Genomic DNA, 22,338 nt, shown 5'->3' on the forward strand with positions numbered 1-22,338 from the left:
AGCAGCGCATATCAAAACGCCGGAATCCGGAATATACGCGACGAATCAATGGAATAGCAAATAAAACGTTGCGTTCGATCCCCAATTATCAATTTAGTGCATTGCAGCCCGTTTTTATTGGTGCCATATCATAAAAGGGCAAAACAAAACGGCATGTCGAAATGCCGTTTGAAACACAAACTGCTGATTCATATCGCTTATTGCGCCTGCGGCGTCTCGCGCACCTTGCGCGGCCGTCCTCGCGGCAGCGGAGATACGCGCCGGTTCGCCGCGCGCGCCGCCCATTCGCGATAGGTGTCGCTGCCGAGCACCCAGCCCTTTAACGTGGCCTGCTGAAGCTGGCTTGCTTCGCGTTCGTCGAGCGGCTGCTCGCACAGTTCGCGGTACGCGCGTTGCCGCTCGAAAGGGGTGTTGCCGAGCGACCAGTAAAGCGGATGGTCGGTGATGAGACTGTCGAGCGTGAGACCGATATGGTGCCGGTAGCTCGACCACCGGTAGTCTTCCGGCGCGCTCACCAGTTGCATGCGCACCGGGCACATTTCGACGACGCGGCTTGCCAGCAGAAAATACCGCTCGCCCTCGATCACGGTCGCGCGATAGCGCCCTTCCCACAGCGTGCCGCGCCGCGCGTAGCGGCGATTGAAGTGCGCCACGTAGCGGCGCCCGACTGCCTGCATTGCCTTGGGCAAGCTGGACTCCTCCGTGGGAGTGACGAGCAGTTGCACCGCGCCGGGCATGAGCGCATAAGCGTGGATCGACAAGTGGTGGTCGCGCGAAGCCGCTTTCAAACAGTCGATGAACAATTCATAGTCCTGATCGTCGACGAACGCAGGCTGCTGATCGAGTCCGCGGAGGATGACGTGCTGCGGCTGGTCAGGAACATAAAGACGTGCAAGCCGTGCCATGCTGAAGTATCCGATAGTCGCGTTGGTACATACCCGAAGGTCCGAAGAACCGCATGCGCCGGAGGTTCGGCGCGGCGCGGCCAGGCCAGAAAGCGCGCGCAGCTTAGGGAGAAAGCTCTAATCGCCGCGTATGGTGAGTTTCAAACGTTGTGGTCATAATGAGCGGGCCTTTTCTGGAGGAGCACATATGAAATTAAAACAGGCCGTCGTGGGGACCGCGATGCTAGCCGGCATGACAACGGCAGCATACGCACAATCGGCCGGTAGCTTTACCATCTCAACAGGCTGGTTCCATCTTGCGCCTCAATCGAGCAGCCAGCCTCTGCGAGTAACAAGCATCGGCGGAAGCCCGACCAACATCGTAGAAGCCAACACCGGAGCAACACTGAGTTCCGCCGACACAATCGGCATCACAGCGGCTTACTTCGTCACCGATCACATTGCCACCGAACTGGTGGTCGGCTACCCGCCTTCGTTCGACCTGAACGGCACGGGCAGCCTCGAACGATTCGGCAAGATTGGCCAGGCGAAACAGTGGAGCCCGACTCTGCTGTTCAAGTATTACTTCAACGCTCCGACTGCTGCCTTCCGCCCGTATCTCGGTATCGGCGTGAGCCGTATCTGGTTCACCGACGAGAAGATCACGAACGGCACATTCGAAGCTAACGTTCTGCATGGTCCGACCAGCGTCACTACGGATAGTTCGTGGGAGCCTGTGTTTAATGCCGGCTTCAGTTACTCGTTCAACCAGCACTGGTTCGCGGGCGTGTCGGTGTCGTACCTGCCGCTCAGCACGACGGCCAAACTCAACACGCAGGCGAGAACGCCGGTGGGTACGCTGAACGTGCAATCGCAAACCAAGATCAAGCTGAACCCGATCGTCACCTACGTCAACATCGGTTACCGCTTCTAACACCTTACCGGTGCGCGATCGAATGATGCCGTCCGATTAGGGTAGTCGAATTTCCGTGGCTTGAACAACGCCGTCATTCATCCAATGGCGGCGTTTTTTCTTTGGTGTGCGCCACACGGCGTCGTGCCGGCTTTACCGATGCGACGCGCCGCCTCGTACTGCGTTTGTAAATTTGACCCACGCGCAGCGCGCTTCGTGCAAATATGTGCTGACGAAACCGGCGCAGACCGCCGTGCGCCGGGCCTTTACGGTTTGGCACCGAAGTTGCGTTCTGCTGGTGTTTCCTGCGTTGCGATGTGGTTTAACGCAACCGTGAACGTGGGCCTTTTCACCCTCATCGACGGAGCGACCATGACAGCACTTCCAAACACGCGAGACGCCCTCGGCGAATCCTGGACCAGCACGAGCCGCCGTGCGCGGCGTATTGCCCGGCACGGCCGCCATGCGGCCGAAGACATAGCGGGCGAGTTGCGCACGCTGATGGCGGAACTCGAATCCACCCTGGCGGACGGCACGCAGGCGGACGCCGTGGCGCTGCGCGGCAAGCTGCGCAAGCAGCTGGACAGCGCGCGCGCCCGTTTGAACGACACGCGCGAGGCGGTGCGCGAACGCGCCAACGTGGCGCTTTCCGATGCCGACGATTACGTGCATGAGAACCCGTGGCAGACGCTCGCGATCGTAGGCGGTGTCGCGCTGATCGCGGGTGCGCTGTTTGCCTCGCGGATGCGGTGACGTTTGCAACTGCGGTAAGCCTTGCACACACGCTGAACTCGAGCCGCAGTCTGACCGCGGCTCGAGTTCGATCGGGCTGCCTCGCGTCGCGACTGTAGCGACGCCGGGCAGCCTTTGACGCGTGGCGTAGGCGGTGCGCCTGCGGGGCGGGGCTTGCGGTGTCGGTTGGGCTTGGGTGCGCGTCGGGCTCGACGCGCAGCCTCGCGGTGCCGCGTCGCCCCCCGTGCGAGCGTGCATCTCTGAGCGCCGTGCGAGCGAGGCACTCCATGCCGCTCACTCTGCTCAGTTGTCGGCGATCACGAAGAGCCGCTGATACTCCTTGAGCGCGTACCGGTCCGTCATGCCAGCAATGTAATGCGCGATCAGCCGCGGTTGCAGCGCGGCATCGGTCGACTGGTAGCTGGGCGGCAATAGCCGCGGGTCGTCGGTGAACGCGTCGAACAAACCGACGACGACCCGGCGCGCCTTGTTTGCCATGCGCATCACGCGGTAGTGGCGGTACAGGTTCTTGAACAGAAAGCGCTTCAACGCCGCCGCCTGAGCCGCAATTGGCTCGCTATGGGCGACGAGCGCCGGCGCGGCGCGCACGGCGTCGAGCGAATCGGGCGCATGACGCACGAGATTCGCCTGCGTGGTGCCGATCAAATCGACGATCAGCGTATTGATGATGCGCCGCACCGTCTCATGAATCAGCCTGCGGCCTTCTATGTGCGGAAAATCGCGGCGCGCCGCTTCGTAGTGCGTTTGCCACAACTCGACTTCGGCCAGTTGCTCGACCGTGAGCAGCCCGGAGCGCAGGCCGTCGTCCACGTCGTGATTGTTGTAGGCGATTTCATCGGCCACGTTCGCGATCTGCGCTTCGATAGACGGCTGCCGTCCTTCCAGAAACCGCTCTCCCAACGCGCCTAGCCGCCGGGCATTCTCGCGCGAGCAGTGCTTGAGAATGCCTTCGCGCGTTTCGAAACACAGGTTCAGGCCGTTGTACGCGCCGTAGTGTTCCTCGAGGTCGTCCACCACCGCGAGGCTTTGCAGATTGTGCTCGAAGCCGCCGTGTTCGCGCATGCATTCATTCAGCGCGTCCTGGCCGGCATGCCCAAAAGGCGTATGGCCCAGGTCGTGAGCAAGCGAAATGGCCTCCACGAGGTCTTCGTTGACACGCAGATTGCGCGCAACGGACCGTGCAATCTGCGCGACTTCGAGGCTATGCGTGAGACGCGTGCGAAAGAGGTCGCCCTCGTGATTCACGAACACCTGCGTTTTATATTCGAGCCGACGAAACGCCGTTGAGTGAACGATGCGGTCGCGGTCGCGCTGGAATTCGGTGCGTGCACTCGGCGGTGCTTCCGGATAGCGGCGACCGCGCGAATGCGCCGAATGCGCGGCATACGGCGCGAGGTGCGCTTCGAGCGCTTCCTGCGTCGGGACGCCGAGCGCCGCCGCGCCTGCCGTGGGGTGCTGATTTACATCGTCGCTGCGCCTGTCTGTCACCGGGTTCTCCGAAACATGGGCGGCGCCGCGCGGCGCCTGCTGGTGGGGCCGCCTGTCAGACGGCGGCGGCCAGCGTGGCGTGCACCTCGGCGTCGGGCGCCTGGGTGATGAGCGTCTCACCGAAACGCTTCAGCAGAATGAATTTGATTGCGCCGGCTTCCGCTTTCTTGTCGACCTGCATGAGCTCGACGTAACGCGATTCGCCGAGTGCCGGCGCGCGAGTCGGCAAATGCGCGGCGGCGATCACGTCGACGAGCCGCTTGCGCGACGCTTCGTCCAGGTAGCCCAAGCGCACGGAGAGATCCGCCGCCATGACCATCCCGCAGCCCACCGCTTCGCCGTGCAGCCACTCGCCGTAACCGAGCCCGGCTTCAATGGCGTGGCCGAACGTGTGACCGAAGTTGAGAATGGCGCGCAGGCCGCCCTCGCGCTCGTCCTGCGCGACCACCGACGCCTTGATCTCGCACGAGCGCTTGACGGCCTCGGCAAGCGCCGCAGGCTCGCAGCGATTCAGCGCCTCGACGTTTTCTTCTATCCAGCGGAAAAAACCGGCGTCCGCAATCGCGCCGGTCTTGATGACTTCGGCAATGCCCGCCGCCCGTTCGCGCGCGGGCAGCGTGCGCAGCGCGCCAATGTCGGCAATCACGGCTTGCGGCTGGTAGAACGCGCCGATCATGTTCTTGCCGAGCGGATGATTGATGCCGGTCTTGCCGCCCACCGACGAATCCACCTGCGAGAGCAGCGTGGTCGGCACCTGGATGAACGGCACGCCGCGCATGTAGCAGGCGGCCGCGAACCCCGTCATGTCGCCGATCACACCGCCGCCCAGCGCGATCAGCGTGGTCTTGCGGTCGGCGCGCGAGCCGAGCAGCGCGTCGAAAATCAGATTCAGCGTTTCGAGGTTCTTGTACGCCTCGCCGTCCGGCAGCACGACCGTGGACACCTGCTTGCCGAGCGGCGCGAGCGCCGCGCGCAGCGTGTCGCCGTAAAGCGGCTCGACGGTGGTGTTGGTGACGATCGTGACCGAATTGCCGGCGATGTGCGGCGCGAACAAAGCCGTCTGGCCGATCAGGTCGGCACCGATATGGATGGGATAGGCGCGTTCGCCCAGTTCGACGTTGACGGTAATCATACGACCCATTATCACGCAGGATGTTTGGCGACGCCGGCCATCTCGAGCTGCATCAGAACCATGTTGACGAGTCCGTTGACCGAAGGCCGGCCTGTTTCTATGACGAAATGCGCGCACTCCCGGTAGAGCGGGTCGCGCACTTCATAAAGCGCCTCGAGGCGCGCTTTGGGGTCCTCGGTTTGCAGAAGCGGACGATTCTTGTCGCGCCGGGTGCGCAGCCACAGATCGTGCGGATTCGCGCGCAGGTAGATCACGACACCGCGGCTTTGCAGCGCCGCGCGGTTTTCCGGCCGCAGCACCGCGCCGCCGCCCGTTGCGAGCACGATATTGTCGCGCCCGGTCAGCTCGGAAATGACGCTCGCCTCGCGCTCGCGAAAGCCCGCTTCGCCTTCCAACTCGAAGATCACCGGAATGCGTGCGCCCGTGCGCGCTTCGATTTCATGGTCCGAATCGAAGAACGGGCGGTCGAGACGGCGCGCAATGGCCCGGCCCACGGTGGTTTTTCCTGCCCCCATGAGCCCTACAAAAAATACATTGGCGTGTGCGTCCCGCGCTTGCAACGGTGTCCTCTGGCTAATCCGGTGTGGTTCGTGCCGCAGCTTACTGGCAAAGCGGCTGCCTTGTCGAGCCTGCGCGCCGCCGCATTCGCGCCGCGCAAGCGTGCCCCTAATTCGTCTGAACGACGCGCGGCGTGATGAAAACAGCCAGTTCGCTGCGCTGGTCCCGATGAGCCCGATGGCGAAAAAGTGCCCCTAGAATCGGTATTTTGCCCAGGACCGGCACCCGAGTCACATCGTCCCGGCCGTCCGTCGCGTAGATTCCGCCGATCGACACCGTACCGCCATCTTCCACCTCGACGCGGGTTTGCACATGTTTCGTGTTGATAGCGGGCCCGGCGTCGGTCTGTTCGCCGACGCTGTCCTTGGCCACGTCGAGATCCAGCACGACGCGGCCGTCCGGCATGATCTGCGGCTCGACCTCCAGCTTCAGCGTGGCGCGCCGGAACTGCACACCCGACACTCCCTGCCCCACCTTTGCCTGATACGGCAGCTCGGTGCCCTGTTCGACCACGGCCTTCATCCGGTCCGCTGTGACCACCCGCGGACTTGAAACCACCTGCCCGCGCCCCTCGGCCTCCAGCGCGCTCAGTTCGATGTTCAGAAGACGCGTGGCGCCGGCGGCAAACAGCGTCAGGCCCGCCGTTGCGGCGTCGAAGCCCGCGATCGGCCGGGCCGACAGATCGTAGACGAGACCGTCCTTGCCGCCGCTCAGGCCGCGCGTGCTGCCGTCGGCGCTGGTGCCGGCCATCGAAAGCCGCACGCCCAGATTGCGCGAAAAACCATGCTCGCCTTCGACGATGCGCGCCTCTATCAGAACCTGACGCGTCGGCCGGTCGACAGAATCGAGCAGCGCGGCGATCTGCGCGAGGCGGCCTTCCAGGTCAGTGACGAACAGCAGATTGGTGCGCGGATCGGCGGTCACCGCGCCACGCTTTGACAGCACGCGCTGGTTGCCGGAGCCGGTCAACAGGCGCCGCACGTCCTCGGCGCGGGCATAGTGCAGTTGGAACGTGCGGCTCGCGAGCGGCTCCAGGTCGGCCGCCCGCGCGTGCGCCTCGAAGCGTTGCCGCTCGCGCGCCGCCAGGTCCGCGATTGGCGCGACCCACACGACGTTTCCGTGGCGTTCCATCGCGAGGCCGTGAACGTCCAGCAGCGTGTCGAAGGCGACGCGCCACGGCACCTTGTCGAGCCGCAATGACACCGAGCCGCGCACCCTTTCGCTTGCCACGATGTTCAAGCCCGTGAATTGCGCAAACGCATTGAGCACGGCGCCCAGTTCGGCGCGCTGGAAATTCAGCGAAATCGGCTTGTCGTCGGCCGCGAGGGTGGCGTCCGCGGGGATCTTCGGCGTACCGCTCAAGCGCGTGAGCGGCGGCAGCGGCACCGGCGGGCCTTCCAGTGCGGAGGCGGACGCAGCGGCGTCGCGGCGTGGGGCCCCAGCTTGCCGCGCGAGCGGCACCGAACCGTCGGACGGGTCGGTTGCGTCGTCTGTGCGGCTGTCCGCAACTGGCGTCGGGTCCGGGTCCGGTGCCGGTGCAGTTGATCGTCGCGAGGTGGCCGCGTCGTCCAACGAATCGTCGCGAAACGGGTTCGGCGTTTCGGCAATCGCAGCGCGCGGCAGCGGCGTTGCCTGGTAGGGCGCGTCGAACGTCAGCGCGGACTCGTCGGACGGCATATAGTCCGGCAACGGCGGCAACGATGGAATTGCGGCGTGCGCGGCATTGCCGCCGAGCGCAGCGCCAACCAGTACGCACAAATGCAGCCCCATGGACCGGGCGCTCGACAGAGCGAGCGGCAGACGGGCCGGCAGCTCCCTCCGCTTACCAATGGACACAAGGGACACAATGGACAGCCGGCTTGACAGCCCGATGCGAACGCACCGACGTAAGCCCGACACCACCACCGCGCGATCGGACGCGCGGGCTCCGGCGCCCAACAGCTTCGTCATGCTCATCAGGACGCCTCCGCAAGCGCGAGCGTTCGGGTCGCCTCGCCCCTGGCAAGCGTGATGGCGGTCGTATCGAAGCGCGTGAAGCGCTCGTCGCCGATCCGCTGGCCGGACGCCACAGTCGTTGCGCCGTCCGGCGTGTCGATCAACGCAAGGCCGCGCGCGCGATCATGCAGCAGTCCGACGAGGCGCAGTTGCTCGAGTCCCTGCGAATCGTGCGTGGCCTGCATCTGGGCCGGCGAGAACGGATCGAAGAACACGACATCTTCTTCGTCGTCCGAATCAAGGCTCGCGTCGGCGAGCTCCTGCACGGAGAGGCTTGCGGGCACAGGACGCAGGCCGCTATAGACGCGCAGCGTCGCGCTCACGCCGAGCGACGCGCCATCGCGCTTGATCGTCACGTCGACGGGAACCATCAACACCGGTAGCTCCGTCAGTCCGCGCAGGAACGACATGAGGTGAATGAAGTCGCTACGCGCGGCGAGCTGCAGCGGACGCTCGCCGTGAGCGCCAGTACCGCTGGCCGCACCTGGCTCGACAGCGAGCAACAGAACGCCGTTTTGCGCGGCAAGCTCGGAGACGACACGCACGTCGTCCGCTGACGTCCACTGCGCCGGCACACCCGCAGCAAACGCACTCACACCGGTTGCCGCGTCGGCTTCCCGGCGCAGCGCGGGCAATTGGGCGAGCGCACGTTTGGCATTCGCTAGACGCTGCACGCTCGCATGCAGTGCTGCTCGGCTTGCCTCCACGCGGCCGAGATCGGTGACAATCCAGCCATGTGCACCAAGGCCGAACACCACCAGTGCGATCACCAGCGCAACGGCCCAGCGGCGGCGCAGGCTCCATGTGTGAAGCGGCGCGCGGGCACGCCTGATCCAATGCGCCAGCGCCGGGCTTGCGTGTTGTGTGCCGGCAAAATCGGCAAACGTCGTGCTCATTTCGAACCTCCTGTGTAGTCGGCAACCGCTTTCGGCGATACGCTCGAAGCCGCATTCGCGGTCGCGTTTTTCGTCGCGCCCTCCCAGTGCAGGCGAGCGCCGAATTGCACTGCGCCAGCGGCGCCTCCGTCCACATTTGCCTTGGGCGACGCGTGATGCGACTCGCTCATCTCCGCACGCGACACGCCGCGAATTGCGCCGAGGCGCTTAAGCCATTGCGCGGAGTCGATATGCGCCCGCGAAGTCGCCACCAGTTCCGTTTCGTGGTCGCGCTGGCGCAACTGCTGCAACAGCACGCCGTCGCCGGGTTCGAAGCTGAGCGCGTCGAGGAGGTCGCGCAAATAGGTCAGCGGCTCGGCGAGACGCTTTGCTCGCGCGGCGTCAGCGCGCTGCTGGTCGCGCGTGCGCAGTAGGCGCGCATGCTCCGCCAACGGCGCGGCGAGTTGAGCAAGTGTTTGCTCGACCGACTCGCGCTGCGCATCGAGCCGCGCTTTTTCGAACGCCTGATATCCGGCCAGTGCGCCCACAGCGACACAACCGGCGAGCGCTGCTGCAGCCCATGCAATGAGACATCGGCGGCGCGCGCGCTCCGCCTTGCGCTGCCTATGCGGCAGAAGATTGAAGCCGCCGGGAGCAGACGGAAACGCATGCGCGGCGCGAAGCCGCCGCATGTCATGCGCGACATGCAATTGCGCCGCCGCGTTCAGACGCCCCGCATCGAAAAGAGTCGCGCTCATTCGAGCACCCCGCGCAACGCCAATCCGAATGCGACGGCGGCGGCCGGTTCATGCAGCAGCGGATCGCTCACCTGGCGCGAGATGCCGCCCAGGGCGGCGCATTCAAATGGCAACACCGTGCAGCCCAGAACGTCCGCGATGTCCGCGATCGAAAAGCCGACACCTTCCAGCAGATGCAGTTCGCCGCTCACCAGCGCGCAATCGAACTGGGGGCCTTGCAAGAGGTCGCGCAAAGCGTCGGCGAGATCGGAATGCTCGGGTGCGGGGTAACGCATTTCGGCGGCGATGCTGTCGTCCACCAGACGCCAGCCTTGCACGCCGTCCGCGCCGATCCACAGCGCCACGTATGGTTCGTGCGGATCGAGTTCGCGAGCCGCCGCATAACGCATGGCCCGCAGCGCGGCATGGGGCTCGCCGTCGATAGCGGTCAGCGAAATGCCCGCCGCCGCCGCGCATTCGATGCGCGCTTCGAGATGCTGACGCCCCGTCGCGGCGATCGTCACTGAGCGAACCGGCGTTGGCCGCTCATCCACGAACCAGTCGACGGCGAGTGCATGCCGCTCCAGTCCCGCGATGCGCTCGACTTCGCTCATGACCGCCGGCTCCAGTTCGCCGAGTTCGTGGCCGCCGTCTTCCGCGCAACCGCTCTGCGCCGCGAGGCGTGCGAGCGGTAGCGTGGCCATCACCGTCGCGGATGCCGGCACGGCCATCGCGCATCGCAATGCGGATGTCGCGCACAGATGCGGCAGCCCGGCAAACGCGTCGCGCAACGCGCGTGCAAGAGCCTGACGGTCGGCAATCTCTATCCCGGCCATTGCATTGGCCGGCAGCGCCACCGTCCGCATATATTCGATCTGCAACGAAGCGCTGGCGCGCGCACGCCGACTGACCACCACGAGCCGGACGTCCTGCGAACTCACGTCTATTCCCGCAGCGAAACGCTGCATACCTGCCTGCACGGCTTGCAGCCATGAACTTCTTATCGTCATCACGCCCTCCCTGAAACTCGCGCGGCGAACCATTCGAGCGCGAGCAGCGAGGGGCAATTGTGCGGATGGGCGCGTCTGAGCGACACTCGGCCAGATGGCTAACGTCGCGTCGTGCACGCGCCGGCCATCATCAAAGCCGCTACAGTGAAGCCTCGCTCAACGCAGTGCAGGGACTTGTCAAGAACTGTCAGTAAGCACGCCGAAAGCTGAAAAGCGAGGCGGCTATAATCGCGGGACTGTTTTTTGGTGCCTATATGCAATCCACGTCTCCCACATCCCCGCCGCCCGCGCCGCCAAAGCGCAAACGCCCGCTGTGGCTCAAGCTCCTGCTTGGTTTTTTCGGGTTGATCGTCGCGGGTATCGTGTGTGTGCTGCTGGTGCTCGGTTACGCGCTCGTGGTCGCCACGCCGAACCTGCCCTCGCTCGACGCCCTTACCGACTACCGGCCTAAAGTGCCGCTGCGCATCTACACGGCCGACCATGTGCTGATCGGCGAGTTCGGCGAGGAACGGCGCGATATCGTGCGCATCCAGGATGTGCCGGACAGCCTGAAAAAGGCCGTGCTCGCCATCGAGGACGCGCGCTTTTACGACCACGGCGGCGTCGACCTCACTGGCATTGCGCGCGCCGGCTTCGTCGCGCTGACCAACGGCCATGCAACGCAAGGCGCGAGCACGATCACCATGCAGGTTGCGCGCAACTTCTTCCTTTCGAGCGAGAAGACCTACACGCGCAAGATCTACGAGATGCTGCTCGCGTACAAGATCGAGTCGAAGCTCACGAAAGATCAGATTCTCGAGGTGTATATGAATCAGATCTATCTCGGTCAGCGCGCGTATGGTTTCGCGAGCGCGGCGCGCGTCTATTTCGGCAAGGACCTGAAGGACCTGACTCTCGCGGAGTCCGCGATGCTGGCCGGCTTGCCGAAGGCGCCCTCCGCCTACAACCCGGTGGTCAATCCGAAGCGCGCGAAGGTACGTCAGGAGTACATCCTGCAACGCATGTACGAGCTGCACTACATCAACCAGCAGCAGTACGACGAAGCGAGCCGTCAGCCGCTCGTCGTCAAGGGTGCGGGCAAGGAGTTCAGCGTACACGCCGAGTATGTTGCGGAAATGGTGCGGCAGATGATGTATGCGCAGTACCGCGAGGAAGCGTACACGCGCGGCCTGAACGTCGTGACGACGATCGACTCCGCGGATCAGGACGTCGCCTATCGCGCGTTGCGCAAGGGCCTGATGGACTACGAGCGGCGCCACGGTTATCGCGGGCCCGAAGCGTTCATCAATTTGCCCGCCGATGCTGACGACCGCGAGCAGGCCATCGACGACGCTTTGCTCGAACACCCGGACAACGGTGAAATTATCGCGGCAGTCGTAACCGCCGCGAGCCCGAAGCAGGTGCAGGCCACGTTTATCGACGGCAATGTCGCGACCATTCAGGGCGACGGGCTGCGCTTTGCGCAATCCGCGCTCAGTGCACGCGCACAGCCGAACCAGCGCCTGCGGCCGGGCGCGATCATTCGTCTCGTCAAGAACGATGAAGGCGAGTGGGCAATTACCCAGTTGCCGCAAGTGGAAGGCGCGTTTGTCTCGGTCGTGCCGCAGGACGGTGCGATCCGCGCGCTCGTCGGCGGGTTCGACTTCAACAAGAACAAGTTCAACCACGTCACGCAGGCATGGCGTCAGCCGGGGTCGAGTTTCAAGCCCTTCATCTATTCGGCTTCGCTCGAAAAGGGGCTTGGACCGGCCACCGTCATCAACGACGCGCCGCTCTTTTTCAGCGCTGCGGAGACCGGCGGCCAGGCATGGGAGCCGAAGAACTACGGCGGCGGTTTCGACGGGCCGATGACCATGCGCACCGCGTTGCAGAAGTCGAAGAACCTGGTGTCGATCCGCATCCTCAACCACATCGGCACGAAGTACGCGCAGCAGTACATCACGCGCTTTGGCTTCGACGCGGACCGCCACCCTGCCTATCTGCCCATGGCGCTCGGCGCGGGTCTCGTCACGCCGTTGCAGATGGCGGGCGCATTTTCGGTGTTCGCAAACGGCGGCTATCGGATCAATCCATACCTGATAGCCGAAGTCACCGACCCGCGTGGCGTCGTGGTGGCACACGCGCAGCCGCTTGTCGCCGAGCAGAGCGCGCCGCACGCCATCGAGCCGCGCAACGCATACGTGATGAACAGCCTGCTGCAAAGCGTCGCGCAACGCGGCACGGGCGCGAAATCGAACGTGCTCAAGCGCACCGATCTGGGCGGCAAGACCGGCACGACGAACGATTCCCGCGACGCCTGGTTCGCCGGCTATCAGCACACGCTGACTGCAATCGCGTGGATCGGCTACGACAACCCGCGCAGTCTCGGCGACAAGGAAACCGGCGGCGGCCTCGCATTGCCGGTGTGGATCGAGTACATGGGACGTGCGCTCAAGGGCGTGCCCGAATACAAGATGCCGATGCCCGACGGCGTGGTCGAGCTCGGCACGGAGTTGTACTTCGACGAATTCACACCGGGCCACGGCTTTGTGGCTACGGTCGGCATCAGTCAGGCGGCACTGGACGAAGCAAGCGCCGCATCCGCCGCGCCGGGACAGGTGGGCGAGCAGGAAAAGCAGGACATCATGAATCTGTTCCGCGGGCACTGACGCAGCGCCGTCGCCTGTCAGAAAAAAGCCGCCGCGCACAGAATGCGCGGCGGCTTTTTTCCACCTTCAGCCTGGTTCGACAAGCGCGAGCATAGTTACTCTGCGGTTACGCTCCGAAGTGCACCGGTTCGCCGGCCTGTTGCGTCGCGTACTCCGAGAGCGCGGCGAAGAATTCCTTGCCGTTGCGCGTGTCGCGCCACTCGCCGTCGACGAAACGGTAGTGAAAACCGCCCGCCTTCGCGGCGATCCAGATCTCGCTCATTGGCGGCTGCAGATTGACGATGATCTTCGAGCGATTCGCGAACTCGAGGGTCAGCACGTTGCCGCTGCGCTCCAGTTCGATGTCGGCCTCGGCGTCGTCCAGCGCGCGTTCGATGGCGGCTAGCGCGGCCTCGGCGCGGGTCAGGTAATCACTATCGGACATGCTAAACTCCATCGATTATTCATTCAGGGACAGTCATGCGAGTCGTATCTCGGATGCGCGCGGCGGCGCCCGGCCGCGCGATTGTAGCGGGTTTAGCCATTCTCGCAGGTTGCGCGCTCGGCGGTTCGCTTGCCGGTTGCGGGCAGCGCGGTTCGCTGTATCTGCCCACCGTGCCGCCGTTGCCGGCCAAGCCGATCGACCGCACGCAGCCGCCGTCGCCCGACGAAGTGAAGCCGGGTGCGGAGACCGCATCGGACGCAGACTCCATTCCCGACACTTCCGGCACACCGCTCTCGCTCGCGCCGGCCAACGACCTGTCCGCGCCGCCCACGTCCGCCGTTTCGCCGGCATCTGCTGCATCGGCTTCCCAGCCGGCCGCCACAGCCACTCCCGCTCAATAAGACTCTCGCATGACTCGACCCGCATTTGACTACGTCGACGGCGTGCTTCACGCCGAAGGCGTGTCCGCCGTTTCGCTCGCCGAACAGTTCGGCACGCCCCTCTACGTGTACTCACGCGCGGCGCTGACCGAAGCGTGGAACGCCTACGCGAGCGCGTGCGCCGGCCGTCGCGCGAGCGTGCACGTCGCCGTGAAGGCCAACAGCAATCTCGCGGTGCTGAACGTGTTCGCGCGGCTTGGGGCGGGCTTCGACATCGTGTCGGGCGGCGAACTGGCGCGCGTGCTCGCGGCCGGCGGCAAAGCGGAAAACACGGTGTTTTCCGGCGTCGGCAAGCATGCGAACGAAATGCGCGAGGCGCTCGCCGCCGGCGTCAAATGCTTCAATGTCGAGTCGATTCCAGAGCTCGACCGTCTGAACGCGGTGGCGGCGCAAATGGGCAAGAAGGCGCCGGTTTCGCTGCGCGTGAACCCCGACGTCGACGCGAAAACGCACCCGTACATCTCCACCGGACTGAAGTCGAACAAGTTCGGCGTTGCATTCGACGAGGCCCGGGCCACCTATCAGGCGGCGGCAGCCATGGCGAACCTGGAGGTGGTGGGTATCGACTGCCATATCGGCTCGCAGATTACCGAAGTCGCGCCGTATCTCGACGCGGTGGACAAGCTCCTGGAACTGGTCGAACAGATCGAGCAGGACGGCATGACGATTCGCCATATCGACGTCGGCGGCGGTCTCGGCATTACCTACGACGATGAAACGCCCCCCGACATAAGCGATTTCGTGCGCACCGTGCTCGACCGGATCGAGGCGCGCGGTCACGGCCATCGCGAGGTGTATTTCGAGCCGGGCCGCTCGCTGGTCGGCAATGCAGGCGTGCTGCTTACGCGCGTCGAGTTTCTGAAGCCGGGCGCTGAAAAGAACTTCGCCATCGTCGACGCGGCCATGAACGATCTCGCCCGCCCCGCGATGTACGAGGCGTATCACGCCATCGACGCCGTGGTCCAGCGCGAACTGCCTGCGCATGTGTACGACGTGGTGGGCCCGGTGTGCGAAAGCGGTGACTGGCTCGGGCGCGAGCGGCTGCTCGCCGTCGAGCCGGGCGATCTGCTGGCGATTCGTTCGGCCGGCGCCTATGGCTTCGTGATGAGCTCGAACTACAACACCCGCCCGCGTGCCGCGGAGGTGATGGTAGATGGTACACAAGCGCATGTGGTTCGCGCCCGCGAGGAAGTACAGCAGCTGTTCGCCGGCGAAACCGTCTTGCCGGAGTAACCAGCCCGATTCGCGATCACATGAAAAAGGCGATGCCCTAGGGGCATCGCCTTTTGTTTTCTCGTGTTGACGCGAGCAACGCGCGCTGATCGCCCGTTCAGCGCGACTTCAATCCACGCTCTCGCAGCCACACGACCAAGCGCCAGCCCAGCAGCGCCAGCATGATCGCGCCGTAGATCTTCGGCAGCAGCAGGTCGTGCTTGCCGGCCTTCATCCACCAGAAGTGAAGAATCGCCAGGGCGCCGATCGCATAGATCACGCGATGCAAGCTCTGCCAGCGCCGACCGAGTTTGCGGACCATCGCGCGCGGCGACGTGACGGCCAACGCGATCAACAGCACGAATGCGGCAAAGCCCACGGTGATGAAGGGCCGCTTGCCGATGTCCTGGACAATGTCCTCGACGTTGAACCACTTGTCGAACCAGAGGTAGGTGGCGAAATGCAGCGTCGCGTAGAAAAACGCGTAGAGCCCTAGCATGCGGCGAAACCGCACGAACGCCGCGATGCCGGTGATCCGGCGCAACGGCGTCACAGCCAGCGTGATGCACAGGAAGACGAGCGTCCAGAGCCCCGTGGAACGCGTGATGAACTCGATCGGGTTGGCGCCGAGCCGGTCGGTCAAGCCGAACAGCACGATGCGCGCAAGCGGATACCAGGCGGCGATAAACACCGCGATTTTCGCGGGCACTACCCAGCGCAAGCCGGCGGCCGGCCGTCGCGCCGCCGCGGAGGCCGGCGCCGTCGCACCTGCCTGCGCGCGAGGCGCATGACGCCCGATGCGGGCGGCGGGTTGAGAGTCGGAAGCCATCGTCATGTCGCTCAGAAGTTTTTCTTCAGGTCCATGCCCTGGTACAGCGACGCCACCTGATCGCCGTAGCCATTGAACATCAACGTTTTACGCTTGGGCGTGAAAAACCCGTCTTCGCCGATGCGCCGCTCGGTCGCCTGGCTCCAGCGCGGGTGGTCGACGTTCGGGTTCACGTTCGAATAAAAACCATATTCGCTGGACGCATACGTGTTCCAGCTCGTCGGCGGCTGCTTTTCGACAAAACGGATTTTCACGAGCGACTTCGCGCTCTTGAAGCCGTACTTCCATGGCACCACGATGCGCACGGGCGCGCCGTTCTGGTTGGGCAGTACCTGACCGTACACGCCCATCGTGAGCAGCGTGAGCGGATTCATCGCCTCGTCCATGCGCAGACCTTCAGAGTACGGCCAGTCGAGTATCGGCGTGGAAAGCCCCGGCATTTGCGACGGGTCGGCCAGCGTAATGAACTGCACGTATTTGGCGTTGCCGGTGGGCTGCACCCGCTTGATCAGCTCCGCGAGCGGCACGCCGATCCACGGAATCACCATCGACCAACCTTCCACGCAACGCAGGCGGTACACGCGCTCCTCGAGCGGCGCCAGCTTGAGCAGTTCGTCGATGTCGTACACCTTCGGATTCTTGATCTCACCCTCGACGCTCACTTTCCACGGACGCGGCCGCAACGTGCCCGCGTGCTCGGCGGGATCTGCCTTGTCGGTGCCGAATTCGTAGTAGTTGTTGTAACTGGTGATGTCCTTGAACGGCGTGACCTTGTCGAGCGCGACGAACTTTGCGTTGGTCTTTGCCGTCAGTTTCTGCGCCTTCGGGTCGGGCGACGTGTAGGCCGCCAGCGCTTCGCCGTTCACGCCAGTCAGACTGCCGAGCGCCAATGCGCCGGCTGCCTGCAGCAGGCGCCGCCGGTTCTCGAAAATGTGCTGCGGCGTGATTTCGCTGCGCGCGATATCGTCGCCGGTGAGTTGAATCCTGTCGCTTCGCTTGATCCACATCGTGCTGCTCCTTGCGGCCTGCGCTTCAGCTATCCAGCGGGGCCATAGTGATGATCGCTCGTCGGGCCATTTCACGCGTTCTCTTAATTACGAACACATTCGATGCGCAAATATTCCGCCAGCCATAAAAAAACCGCCGGTGCACAACACGCGGCGGTTCTTTGTCGGTTCAGGCGGGCGAATATTACAGCTTGCCGTAACTATGCAGCCCCGACAGGAACATGTTCACGCCGAGGAACGCGAAGGTCGTGACCAGCAGACCCGTCAGCGCCCACCAGGCGGCAACGGCGCCGCGCAGGCCCTTCATCAGACGCATATGCAGCCAGGCCGCGTAGTTCAGCCAGACGATCAACGCCCACGTTTCCTTCGGGTCCCAGCTCCAGTAGCCGCCCCAGGCTTCGGCGGCCCACAGCGCGCCAAGAATCGTTGCGATCGTGAAGAACGCGAAGCCGACGGCGATCGACTTGTACATCACGTCGTCGAGCACTTCGAGCGCCGGCAGGCGATCGGCCAGCACGCCGCGCTCCTTGGCCAGATAGGCGACCGCGACCATTGCCGACAGCGCGAAGCTGCCGTAGCCGATGAAGTTCGCCGGCACGTGAATCTTCATCCACCAGCTTTGCAGCGCCGGCACGAGCGGTTGGATCTGCTGCGCGTCGCGGGCGACCGAGTACCACATCAGGAAGCCGACGGCGGCGCTGATCACGAGCAGAACGAATGCGCCCAGCGCGCGCGTGCTGTAGTGCTGTTCGTAATACAGATAGAAGAGCGCGGTGATCAGGCTGAACAGCACGAACACTTCGTAGAGGTTCGAAATGGGGATATGGCCGACGTCCGCGCCGATCAGATACGACTCGTACCAGCGCACCATCAGGCCGACAAAGCCCATCACCACGGCCACCCACGTCATGCGCGAACCGATTGCGGCGCCTGTGGGCGAGCGCGACAGCAGGCCGATCCAGTAGAACACGGTCGCGAATACGAAGAGCGCGCTCATCCACAGAATCGCGGACTGGCTCGACAGGAAATACTTCAGGAAAAATGCGTTGTCGGCGCGGCTCAGGTCGCCGTGATAGATCTGGATAGCCAGCAGCGACAGTATTGCGATGGCCGCCATCAGCGCACGCGCAGGTTTCCAGCGCCAGCCCAGTACGACGAAGACCGGCACCGAGCACACCAGCACCAGCTTGTCGTAGTAATTCATGAACGGGTGATATCGCGACAGGGCAAAGCCCGCGCCCGCCACCATTGCGAGGGCGAACAGCCAGTCGATCACCCCAAGCCGTTTCAGGAACGGCCGCTCGTCATATTGAGCCGCGTTGAGCGCTTCGTCCGCAGGCGACTTGCCGGGCCGCGCGGAGGAAGGGGAAGAAGAGGAAACCTGAGTCAAGTCCATGGTATTACCGGGTCGAATCTTGTGAGCTTGCGGACTGCGCGCTGCCGTTGCCGGACGCCGCATCCGCGGGCTTGGCGCCCAACGCGGCGCCAACCGCGTCGCGTGTCTGGGCGAAGTCTTTCTCGAAGTCCAGCGTTTTGCGGGCGCTCGACATGGCCATTACGACCTGCGTGCCCTGCCCGCTATCTTTGAGCCAGAACCAGAGGCGCCGTTCGCGGACGTAGAACATCGAAAAGATGCCCAATACGAGGAGCAGGCTGCCAAGATACACGACTTTTTTGCCCGGCGCGCGCGTCAGCTGAAATACCGAAGCCTGCACCTGCTTGAAAGAGTCGAGCTGCAGGTAGACCGGCGATCCATACAGGAAGCTGTCAGATATCGCGTTGATCGAGCTCTGGACGAAGCGGCTCGCCTCGGCATTCGCCTGTGCCTGCGGCTCGCCCTGCTGCTCGCGCGACTCTTGCCACAGATCCCACATGGAACCTTCCAGCATGCGCAGCAGCAAGCCTGCGGCCTTTTCCTGCTCGCCTTTGGGTACCGAATGGTCGATGAAACCCGCGATGGCCTGAAAGCCACCCACCGGTTGACCGTTCGGCATTTTCACGCTCGTGTCCGCCCCCGCAAACAGTGTCAGCACGCGCAATGCGCTTTCTTCCAGGTGCTGCTGCAACTCCGGGTTCGCTTCGGGAACGGAGCGCAGCGCGAAACGGTGAGCGGCTTGCGCGCGCGCGGCCGGGTTTTCCAGCGTGGCGCGCAGGTTCATCCACTCCTTGACGGTGCCGCCCGCGTCCGCGGGAATGCGCAGGTAGCGGAACGGATCGTCGGGGTTCAGGCGCATACCCGCGAGAAAGAACCTTTCGCCGCCCACCGCGACGGGCAGCATGTAGTTGTTGTACTCGCGCGCCTGGCCGTCCTTGTCGCGCACCTTGTATTGCACCGAAGGGCCCACGTTGTGCAGGTCGAGCGGCTTGGAGGTCTTTGCGCCAGAACCGAGCCGCTCGTCGAAAGCTTCCTTCAGCGAGCGGTGCGAGGCGACGCCGCGGGCGTCCGTCTGGCCGTTGGCGTTCGAAATATTTTCGACGTTGATTGCGCGAAAATCGGTGAATTCGACTGTCTGGCCGTCCGCGAGCGGCGTGGCAGAACTCAACGGCGCATTGCCGCCGATCGTGCCGCCGAACGGCGCGGTTTTCGCGCTTGCGCCGGTCATCGGGTAGGCCGTCATCTGCATTTGCGAGCCGCCGTCCTGGAAGCTCGACTGATAGATCGACACACCGTCGTACTCGAACGGTTTGTTCACCTCGATGCGCGCCGGCACGCGCGCGCCGGTTTTGTGATCGACCACGAGGATGTCGCTCGCGAACAGCTTCGGCATGCCCGTCGAGTAATAGTCGACGATGAACTTCTGCAATTCGATGGAGAACGGCAGGTCCTGGATCAGCGAGCCGTCGGGTTGATTGAGGATCGCGGTGGACACGTGCTGTCCTTCCGGGACCCACGCGTAGCCGCGGAACGTCGGGTTGGACTGCGACAGGCGGTGCTCCGGCGGAATTTCGTTGATCACCGTGTTGGCGCGGATCGGCGACTTGTCGAAGAGCCACATCTGCAGCTTGATGGGCAGATTGCTGTCCAGCAGGCCGCCGAGGCAAATCACCACGATAGCGAGGTGCGCGGAGATGTAGCCGAACTTGGTCAGTGCGCCGCGCTTGGCGGCGATCAGCGTCGCGCCGTCCGACTCGCGCGTGACAAACTTGTAGCCGAGTTTCGCCGACAGTTTGCCGAGGACCGCCGCCGTCTGCTCGCGTGTGCCCTGCACCGCGAACTCGCTCTTGTGATGAAACGCGCGCAGGCTGGCTTCGCGGACCTTGTCTTTCCAGCTCTTCGCGTCGGCGATCATTTTCGGCGCGTTGCGGATCACGCACAGCGACACCGACACCATCAGAAAGCCCAGAATCAGCATGAACCACCACGAGCTGTACACCGTGTACAGGCTCAGCGCGCGGAAGATGTCGGCCCAGAACGGGCCGAACTGATTGACGTAGTTGGGATAGGGATCGTCCTGCGTGAGAACGGTGCCGATGATGCTGGCGATGGACAGGATCACGAGCAGCGCAATCGCAAAGCGCATCGAACTGAGTAGCTCGACGACGCTGCGCAAGACGCGATTGCCCGACTTCGACTGCAAACCCGACGTGGTGACGCTCATTCATACTCCGACTGAACAGCAAAAAAGGGTGGAGGGCGATCGTAGCTACGACGCCCCCACCCTTTTCTTGTTTTTCACCGGCCTCGGCGGGCCGGTTGCACTTGCGCGCGGACCTGTTAGTGCAAGCCCGCGATGTAATCGGCAACAGCTTTGATCTCGCTGTCCGACAGACGCGATGCAACAGCATGCATCGCCTCATTGTTATTACGCGCGCCGGGGCCCTGCGTGAACGCGGTCAACTGCGCGACCGTGTATTCAGCCCATTGTCCCGACAAACGCGGATATTGCGACGGAATACCCTGCCCCGTGGGCCCGTGGCAGCTTGCACATGCCGGCACGCCCTTGTCCGCAATGCCGCCGCGATAAATCTTCTGCCCGAGCGCCACCGTGTCCTTGTTGTGCGCGTAGCCGGGCTTCTGAGCCTGCGTCGCGAAATAAGCCGCGACGTTCACCATGTCTTGATCGGATAGCGCCGAAGCCATGCCCGTCATGATCGCATTATTGCGCGCGGGCTGCTTCGCGCCGGGCTGCGGCTTGAAATCCTTGAGTTGTTTGACGAGATAGTCGGGATGCTGACCGGCCAGCTTGGGATACGCCCCGCCGGCACTGTTGCCGTCTGCGCCGTGACACGACGCGCAAACCTGCACCGCGATTGCCTGCCCCCGATTAATGTCCGGCTTTGCCGGATCTGCCTTTGCTGGATCTGCTGCTCGTGCCTGAATTGCCAAACCTGAAAGACCTGCCGCTACCTGAAACACCATCAGAGCCTTGCACAGTCGATTCATTCGCACACCCTGTCTCGTCTTGTGGGATTTTAGAGGTTTTGCACAATACGACGGCGACCCAAGTGACCGCCAGGAGCCGCCGAGGCACGCGGGCTGGCCCCCTCAGGTTTTCAGTAAACCATCGTATTGTACAATAACTCGCTAATCGCTAAGACGCCAGTCGGGCTTGACCCGTCCCCGTTCCGGGTTCCCCGGCGTCTCGAAATCTGGCCTGCTCATGTCCTTCCTGCTCCACCAATCCCGCTTTTTCACGACCGTCAATCACCTGCGCGATCTGCCGGCCACCGCTCAGCCAGAGATTGCTTTTGCCGGGCGCTCCAATGCGGGCAAGTCGACGGCCATCAACATTTTGTGCAATCAGAAGCGGCTGGCATTCGCGAGCAAGACGCCGGGACGTACGCAGCACATCAACTACTTTTCAGTGGGTAAGGCCGATGAACCCGCCGGGCATCTGGTCGATCTGCCCGGCTACGGCTATGCCGAAGTTCCGGGCGCAGCCAAGGCTCACTGGGAAGCGCTGCTTTCCACGTACCTGCAATCGCGCTCGCAATTGCGCGGCATGATTCTGATGATGGATGCGCGCCGTCCGTTGACCGATCTGGACCGGCGGATGATCGAATGGTTTGCGCCAACCGGTAAGCCGATTCACGCGCTCCTGACCAAATGCGACAAATTGACGCGCCAGGAAAGCGTCAACGCGTTGCGCACCACGAACAAGGGACTTGCCGAATACCGCGCCGCGGGTTACCAGGGCGAACTGACCGCGCAGCTCTTTTCGGCGCTCAAGCGGGTAGGTATCGAGGAAGCGCACGAACTGATCGAAAGCTGGCTTATCCCCGATGTGAAGGGCGAAGAGAACTTTGCGCAGTAAATTGCGGGGTCGGCTTCAAAGCCCAAAAATGCGGTTTCGGCGGCCCATAAAAAAACCCGCCGCTTTAACGGCGGGTCAAACAGCCTAATCGAAAAACGACAGGCACCCGCTCAGGGAGGAGAAGCGGGGAGCTCAGCGCCAGGCGCCTTGCTCGATCGGTATGATATACCATTGTCTT

The 22,338-nt window shown here is 63.6% G+C and carries 20 protein-coding genes; 6 read left to right on the top strand and 14 right to left on the bottom strand.

Annotated features, from left to right (window positions below; translation table 11 throughout):
- Window positions 1-197: 197 nt before the first annotated feature.
- A complete protein-coding gene (locus JNB89_RS19365; RefSeq protein ID WP_013340707.1) occupies window positions 198-905 on the bottom strand; it encodes a transposase in 708 nt (235 codons plus the stop codon).
- A 187-nt stretch (window positions 906-1,092) separates the two neighbouring features.
- Between JNB89_RS19365 and JNB89_RS19370 the strand changes: the two genes are divergently transcribed.
- Together JNB89_RS19370 and JNB89_RS19375 are read left to right on the top strand one after the other, a co-directional pair.
- Window positions 1,093-1,818: an OmpW/AlkL family protein gene (locus tag JNB89_RS19370; protein WP_013340708.1), complete on the top strand. Its 726-nt coding sequence runs from the start codon at window positions 1,093-1,095 to the stop codon at window positions 1,816-1,818.
- A gap of 351 nt (window positions 1,819-2,169) precedes the next feature.
- On the top strand, window positions 2,170-2,550 hold the full coding sequence (locus tag JNB89_RS19375; protein ID WP_025601828.1) for a DUF883 family protein: 381 nt from the start codon (window positions 2,170-2,172) through the stop codon (window positions 2,548-2,550).
- A 282-nt stretch (window positions 2,551-2,832) separates the two neighbouring features.
- Here JNB89_RS19375 and JNB89_RS19380 read toward each other — a convergent pair whose 3' ends face one another.
- From JNB89_RS19380 to pilM, 7 genes are all read right to left on the bottom strand, one after another.
- Window positions 2,833-4,038, bottom strand: coding sequence for a deoxyguanosinetriphosphate triphosphohydrolase (locus JNB89_RS19380; RefSeq protein ID WP_220363315.1), 1,206 nt, complete (start codon window positions 4,036-4,038; stop codon window positions 2,833-2,835).
- A gap of 55 nt (window positions 4,039-4,093) precedes the next feature.
- A complete protein-coding gene (gene aroB / locus JNB89_RS19385; protein ID WP_041729151.1) occupies window positions 4,094-5,170 on the bottom strand; it encodes a 3-dehydroquinate synthase in 1,077 nt (358 codons plus the stop codon).
- A gap of 11 nt (window positions 5,171-5,181) precedes the next feature.
- Window positions 5,182-5,730 carry a shikimate kinase gene (locus tag JNB89_RS19390; protein ID WP_013340712.1) on the bottom strand — a complete coding sequence of 183 codons (549 nt, stop codon included), beginning with the start codon at window positions 5,728-5,730 and terminating at the stop codon, window positions 5,182-5,184.
- A 106-nt stretch (window positions 5,731-5,836) separates the two neighbouring features.
- Window positions 5,837-7,684 (bottom strand): type IV pilus secretin PilQ, encoded by a 1,848-nt coding sequence (locus tag JNB89_RS19395; protein ID WP_220363316.1) that lies wholly within the window; start codon window positions 7,682-7,684, stop codon window positions 5,837-5,839.
- Complete coding sequence (gene pilO, locus JNB89_RS19400; protein ID WP_220363317.1) at window positions 7,684-8,619, bottom strand: type 4a pilus biogenesis protein PilO; 936 nt, start codon at window positions 8,617-8,619, stop codon at window positions 7,684-7,686. Before pilO ends, JNB89_RS19395 begins: the two co-directional genes overlap by 1 nt.
- Complete coding sequence (locus JNB89_RS19405) at window positions 8,616-9,356, bottom strand: fimbrial assembly protein (RefSeq protein WP_220363318.1); 741 nt, start codon at window positions 9,354-9,356, stop codon at window positions 8,616-8,618. The genes pilO and JNB89_RS19405 overlap by 4 nt, the downstream gene beginning before the upstream one ends.
- Window positions 9,353-10,345: a type IV pilus biogenesis protein PilM gene (gene pilM, locus JNB89_RS19410; RefSeq protein WP_220363319.1), complete on the bottom strand. Its 993-nt coding sequence runs from the start codon at window positions 10,343-10,345 to the stop codon at window positions 9,353-9,355. Before pilM ends, JNB89_RS19405 begins: the two co-directional genes overlap by 4 nt.
- A gap of 254 nt (window positions 10,346-10,599) precedes the next feature.
- Between pilM and JNB89_RS19415 the strand changes: the two genes are divergently transcribed.
- The gene (locus tag JNB89_RS19415) at window positions 10,600-12,993 is read left to right on the top strand and encodes a penicillin-binding protein 1A (protein WP_013340717.1); all 2,394 of its coding nucleotides are present in this window, start codon (window positions 10,600-10,602) and stop codon (window positions 12,991-12,993) included.
- Window positions 12,994-13,099: 106 nt separating this feature from the next.
- Here JNB89_RS19415 and cyaY read toward each other — a convergent pair whose 3' ends face one another.
- Window positions 13,100-13,417: an iron donor protein CyaY gene (cyaY, locus tag JNB89_RS19420; protein WP_013340718.1), complete on the bottom strand. Its 318-nt coding sequence runs from the start codon at window positions 13,415-13,417 to the stop codon at window positions 13,100-13,102.
- A gap of 35 nt (window positions 13,418-13,452) precedes the next feature.
- On the opposite strand from cyaY, the gene JNB89_RS19425 reads away from it, so the two are divergent.
- Window positions 13,453-13,818: a lipoprotein gene (locus JNB89_RS19425; RefSeq protein ID WP_220363320.1), complete on the top strand. Its 366-nt coding sequence runs from the start codon at window positions 13,453-13,455 to the stop codon at window positions 13,816-13,818.
- Window positions 13,819-13,827: 9 nt separating this feature from the next.
- Window positions 13,828-15,090 carry a diaminopimelate decarboxylase gene (gene lysA / locus JNB89_RS19430; RefSeq protein WP_013340720.1) on the top strand — a complete coding sequence of 421 codons (1,263 nt, stop codon included), beginning with the start codon at window positions 13,828-13,830 and terminating at the stop codon, window positions 15,088-15,090.
- Window positions 15,091-15,187: 97 nt separating this feature from the next.
- On the opposite strand, the gene msrQ is transcribed toward lysA, so the two are convergent.
- From msrQ to JNB89_RS19455, 5 genes are all read right to left on the bottom strand, one after another.
- The gene (gene msrQ, locus JNB89_RS19435; RefSeq protein ID WP_220363321.1) at window positions 15,188-15,898 is read right to left on the bottom strand and encodes a protein-methionine-sulfoxide reductase heme-binding subunit MsrQ; all 711 of its coding nucleotides are present in this window, start codon (window positions 15,896-15,898) and stop codon (window positions 15,188-15,190) included.
- An 11-nt stretch (window positions 15,899-15,909) separates the two neighbouring features.
- Window positions 15,910-16,905 (bottom strand): protein-methionine-sulfoxide reductase catalytic subunit MsrP, encoded by a 996-nt coding sequence (msrP, locus tag JNB89_RS19440; protein ID WP_220363322.1) that lies wholly within the window; start codon window positions 16,903-16,905, stop codon window positions 15,910-15,912.
- Window positions 16,906-17,089: 184 nt separating this feature from the next.
- Window positions 17,090-18,301 carry a c-type cytochrome biogenesis protein CcsB gene (gene ccsB, locus JNB89_RS19445; RefSeq protein ID WP_013340723.1) on the bottom strand — a complete coding sequence of 404 codons (1,212 nt, stop codon included), beginning with the start codon at window positions 18,299-18,301 and terminating at the stop codon, window positions 17,090-17,092.
- Between the two features lie 4 nt (window positions 18,302-18,305).
- Entirely contained in the window at window positions 18,306-20,504 is a 2,199-nt protein-coding gene (locus JNB89_RS19450; protein WP_220363323.1) for a cytochrome c biogenesis protein ResB, read from the bottom strand.
- 116 nt (window positions 20,505-20,620) lie between these two features.
- On the bottom strand, window positions 20,621-21,289 hold the full coding sequence (locus tag JNB89_RS19455) for a c-type cytochrome (protein WP_013340725.1): 669 nt from the start codon (window positions 21,287-21,289) through the stop codon (window positions 20,621-20,623).
- 217 nt (window positions 21,290-21,506) lie between these two features.
- Here JNB89_RS19455 and yihA point away from each other — a divergent pair, with 217 nt between their 5' ends.
- Entirely contained in the window at window positions 21,507-22,160 is a 654-nt protein-coding gene (gene yihA, locus JNB89_RS19460) for a ribosome biogenesis GTP-binding protein YihA/YsxC (protein ID WP_220363324.1), read from the top strand.
- Window positions 22,161-22,338 lie beyond the last annotated feature (178 nt).

The organism is Paraburkholderia phenoliruptrix, assembly GCF_019511605.1.
Classification (GTDB): Bacteria; Pseudomonadota; Gammaproteobacteria; order Burkholderiales; family Burkholderiaceae; genus Paraburkholderia; species Paraburkholderia phenoliruptrix_A.

Bases quoted from the DNA above. Each gene is read 5' to 3' on its own strand.
- msrP (WP_220363322.1), bottom strand. From the start codon at position 16,905: ATGTGGATCAAGCGAAGCGACAGGATTCAACTCACCGGCGACGATATC.
- aroB (WP_041729151.1), bottom strand. From the start codon at position 5,170: ATGATTACCGTCAACGTCGAACTGGGCGAACGCGCCTATCCCATCCAT.
- msrQ (WP_220363321.1), bottom strand. From the start codon at position 15,898: ATGGCTTCCGACTCTCAACCCGCCGCCCGCATCGGGCGTCATGCGCCT.
- JNB89_RS19365 (WP_013340707.1), bottom strand. From the start codon at position 905: ATGGCACGGCTTGCACGTCTTTATGTTCCTGACCAGCCGCAGCACGTC.
- JNB89_RS19450 (WP_220363323.1), bottom strand. From the start codon at position 20,504: ATGAGCGTCACCACGTCGGGTTTGCAGTCGAAGTCGGGCAATCGCGTC.
- JNB89_RS19375 (WP_025601828.1), top strand. From the start codon at position 2,170: ATGACAGCACTTCCAAACACGCGAGACGCCCTCGGCGAATCCTGGACC.
- JNB89_RS19395 (WP_220363316.1), bottom strand. From the start codon at position 7,684: ATGAGCATGACGAAGCTGTTGGGCGCCGGAGCCCGCGCGTCCGATCGC.
- JNB89_RS19425 (WP_220363320.1), top strand. From the start codon at position 13,453: ATGCGAGTCGTATCTCGGATGCGCGCGGCGGCGCCCGGCCGCGCGATT.
- JNB89_RS19415 (WP_013340717.1), top strand. From the start codon at position 10,600: ATGCAATCCACGTCTCCCACATCCCCGCCGCCCGCGCCGCCAAAGCGC.
- JNB89_RS19370 (WP_013340708.1), top strand. From the start codon at position 1,093: ATGAAATTAAAACAGGCCGTCGTGGGGACCGCGATGCTAGCCGGCATG.
- JNB89_RS19455 (WP_013340725.1), bottom strand. From the start codon at position 21,289: ATGAATCGACTGTGCAAGGCTCTGATGGTGTTTCAGGTAGCGGCAGGT.
- cyaY (WP_013340718.1), bottom strand. From the start codon at position 13,417: ATGTCCGATAGTGATTACCTGACCCGCGCCGAGGCCGCGCTAGCCGCC.
- JNB89_RS19405 (WP_220363318.1), bottom strand. From the start codon at position 9,356: ATGAGCGCGACTCTTTTCGATGCGGGGCGTCTGAACGCGGCGGCGCAA.
- pilM (WP_220363319.1), bottom strand. From the start codon at position 10,345: ATGACGATAAGAAGTTCATGGCTGCAAGCCGTGCAGGCAGGTATGCAG.
- yihA (WP_220363324.1), top strand. From the start codon at position 21,507: ATGTCCTTCCTGCTCCACCAATCCCGCTTTTTCACGACCGTCAATCAC.
- ccsB (WP_013340723.1), bottom strand. From the start codon at position 18,301: ATGGACTTGACTCAGGTTTCCTCTTCTTCCCCTTCCTCCGCGCGGCCC.
- pilO (WP_220363317.1), bottom strand. From the start codon at position 8,619: ATGAGCACGACGTTTGCCGATTTTGCCGGCACACAACACGCAAGCCCG.
- lysA (WP_013340720.1), top strand. From the start codon at position 13,828: ATGACTCGACCCGCATTTGACTACGTCGACGGCGTGCTTCACGCCGAA.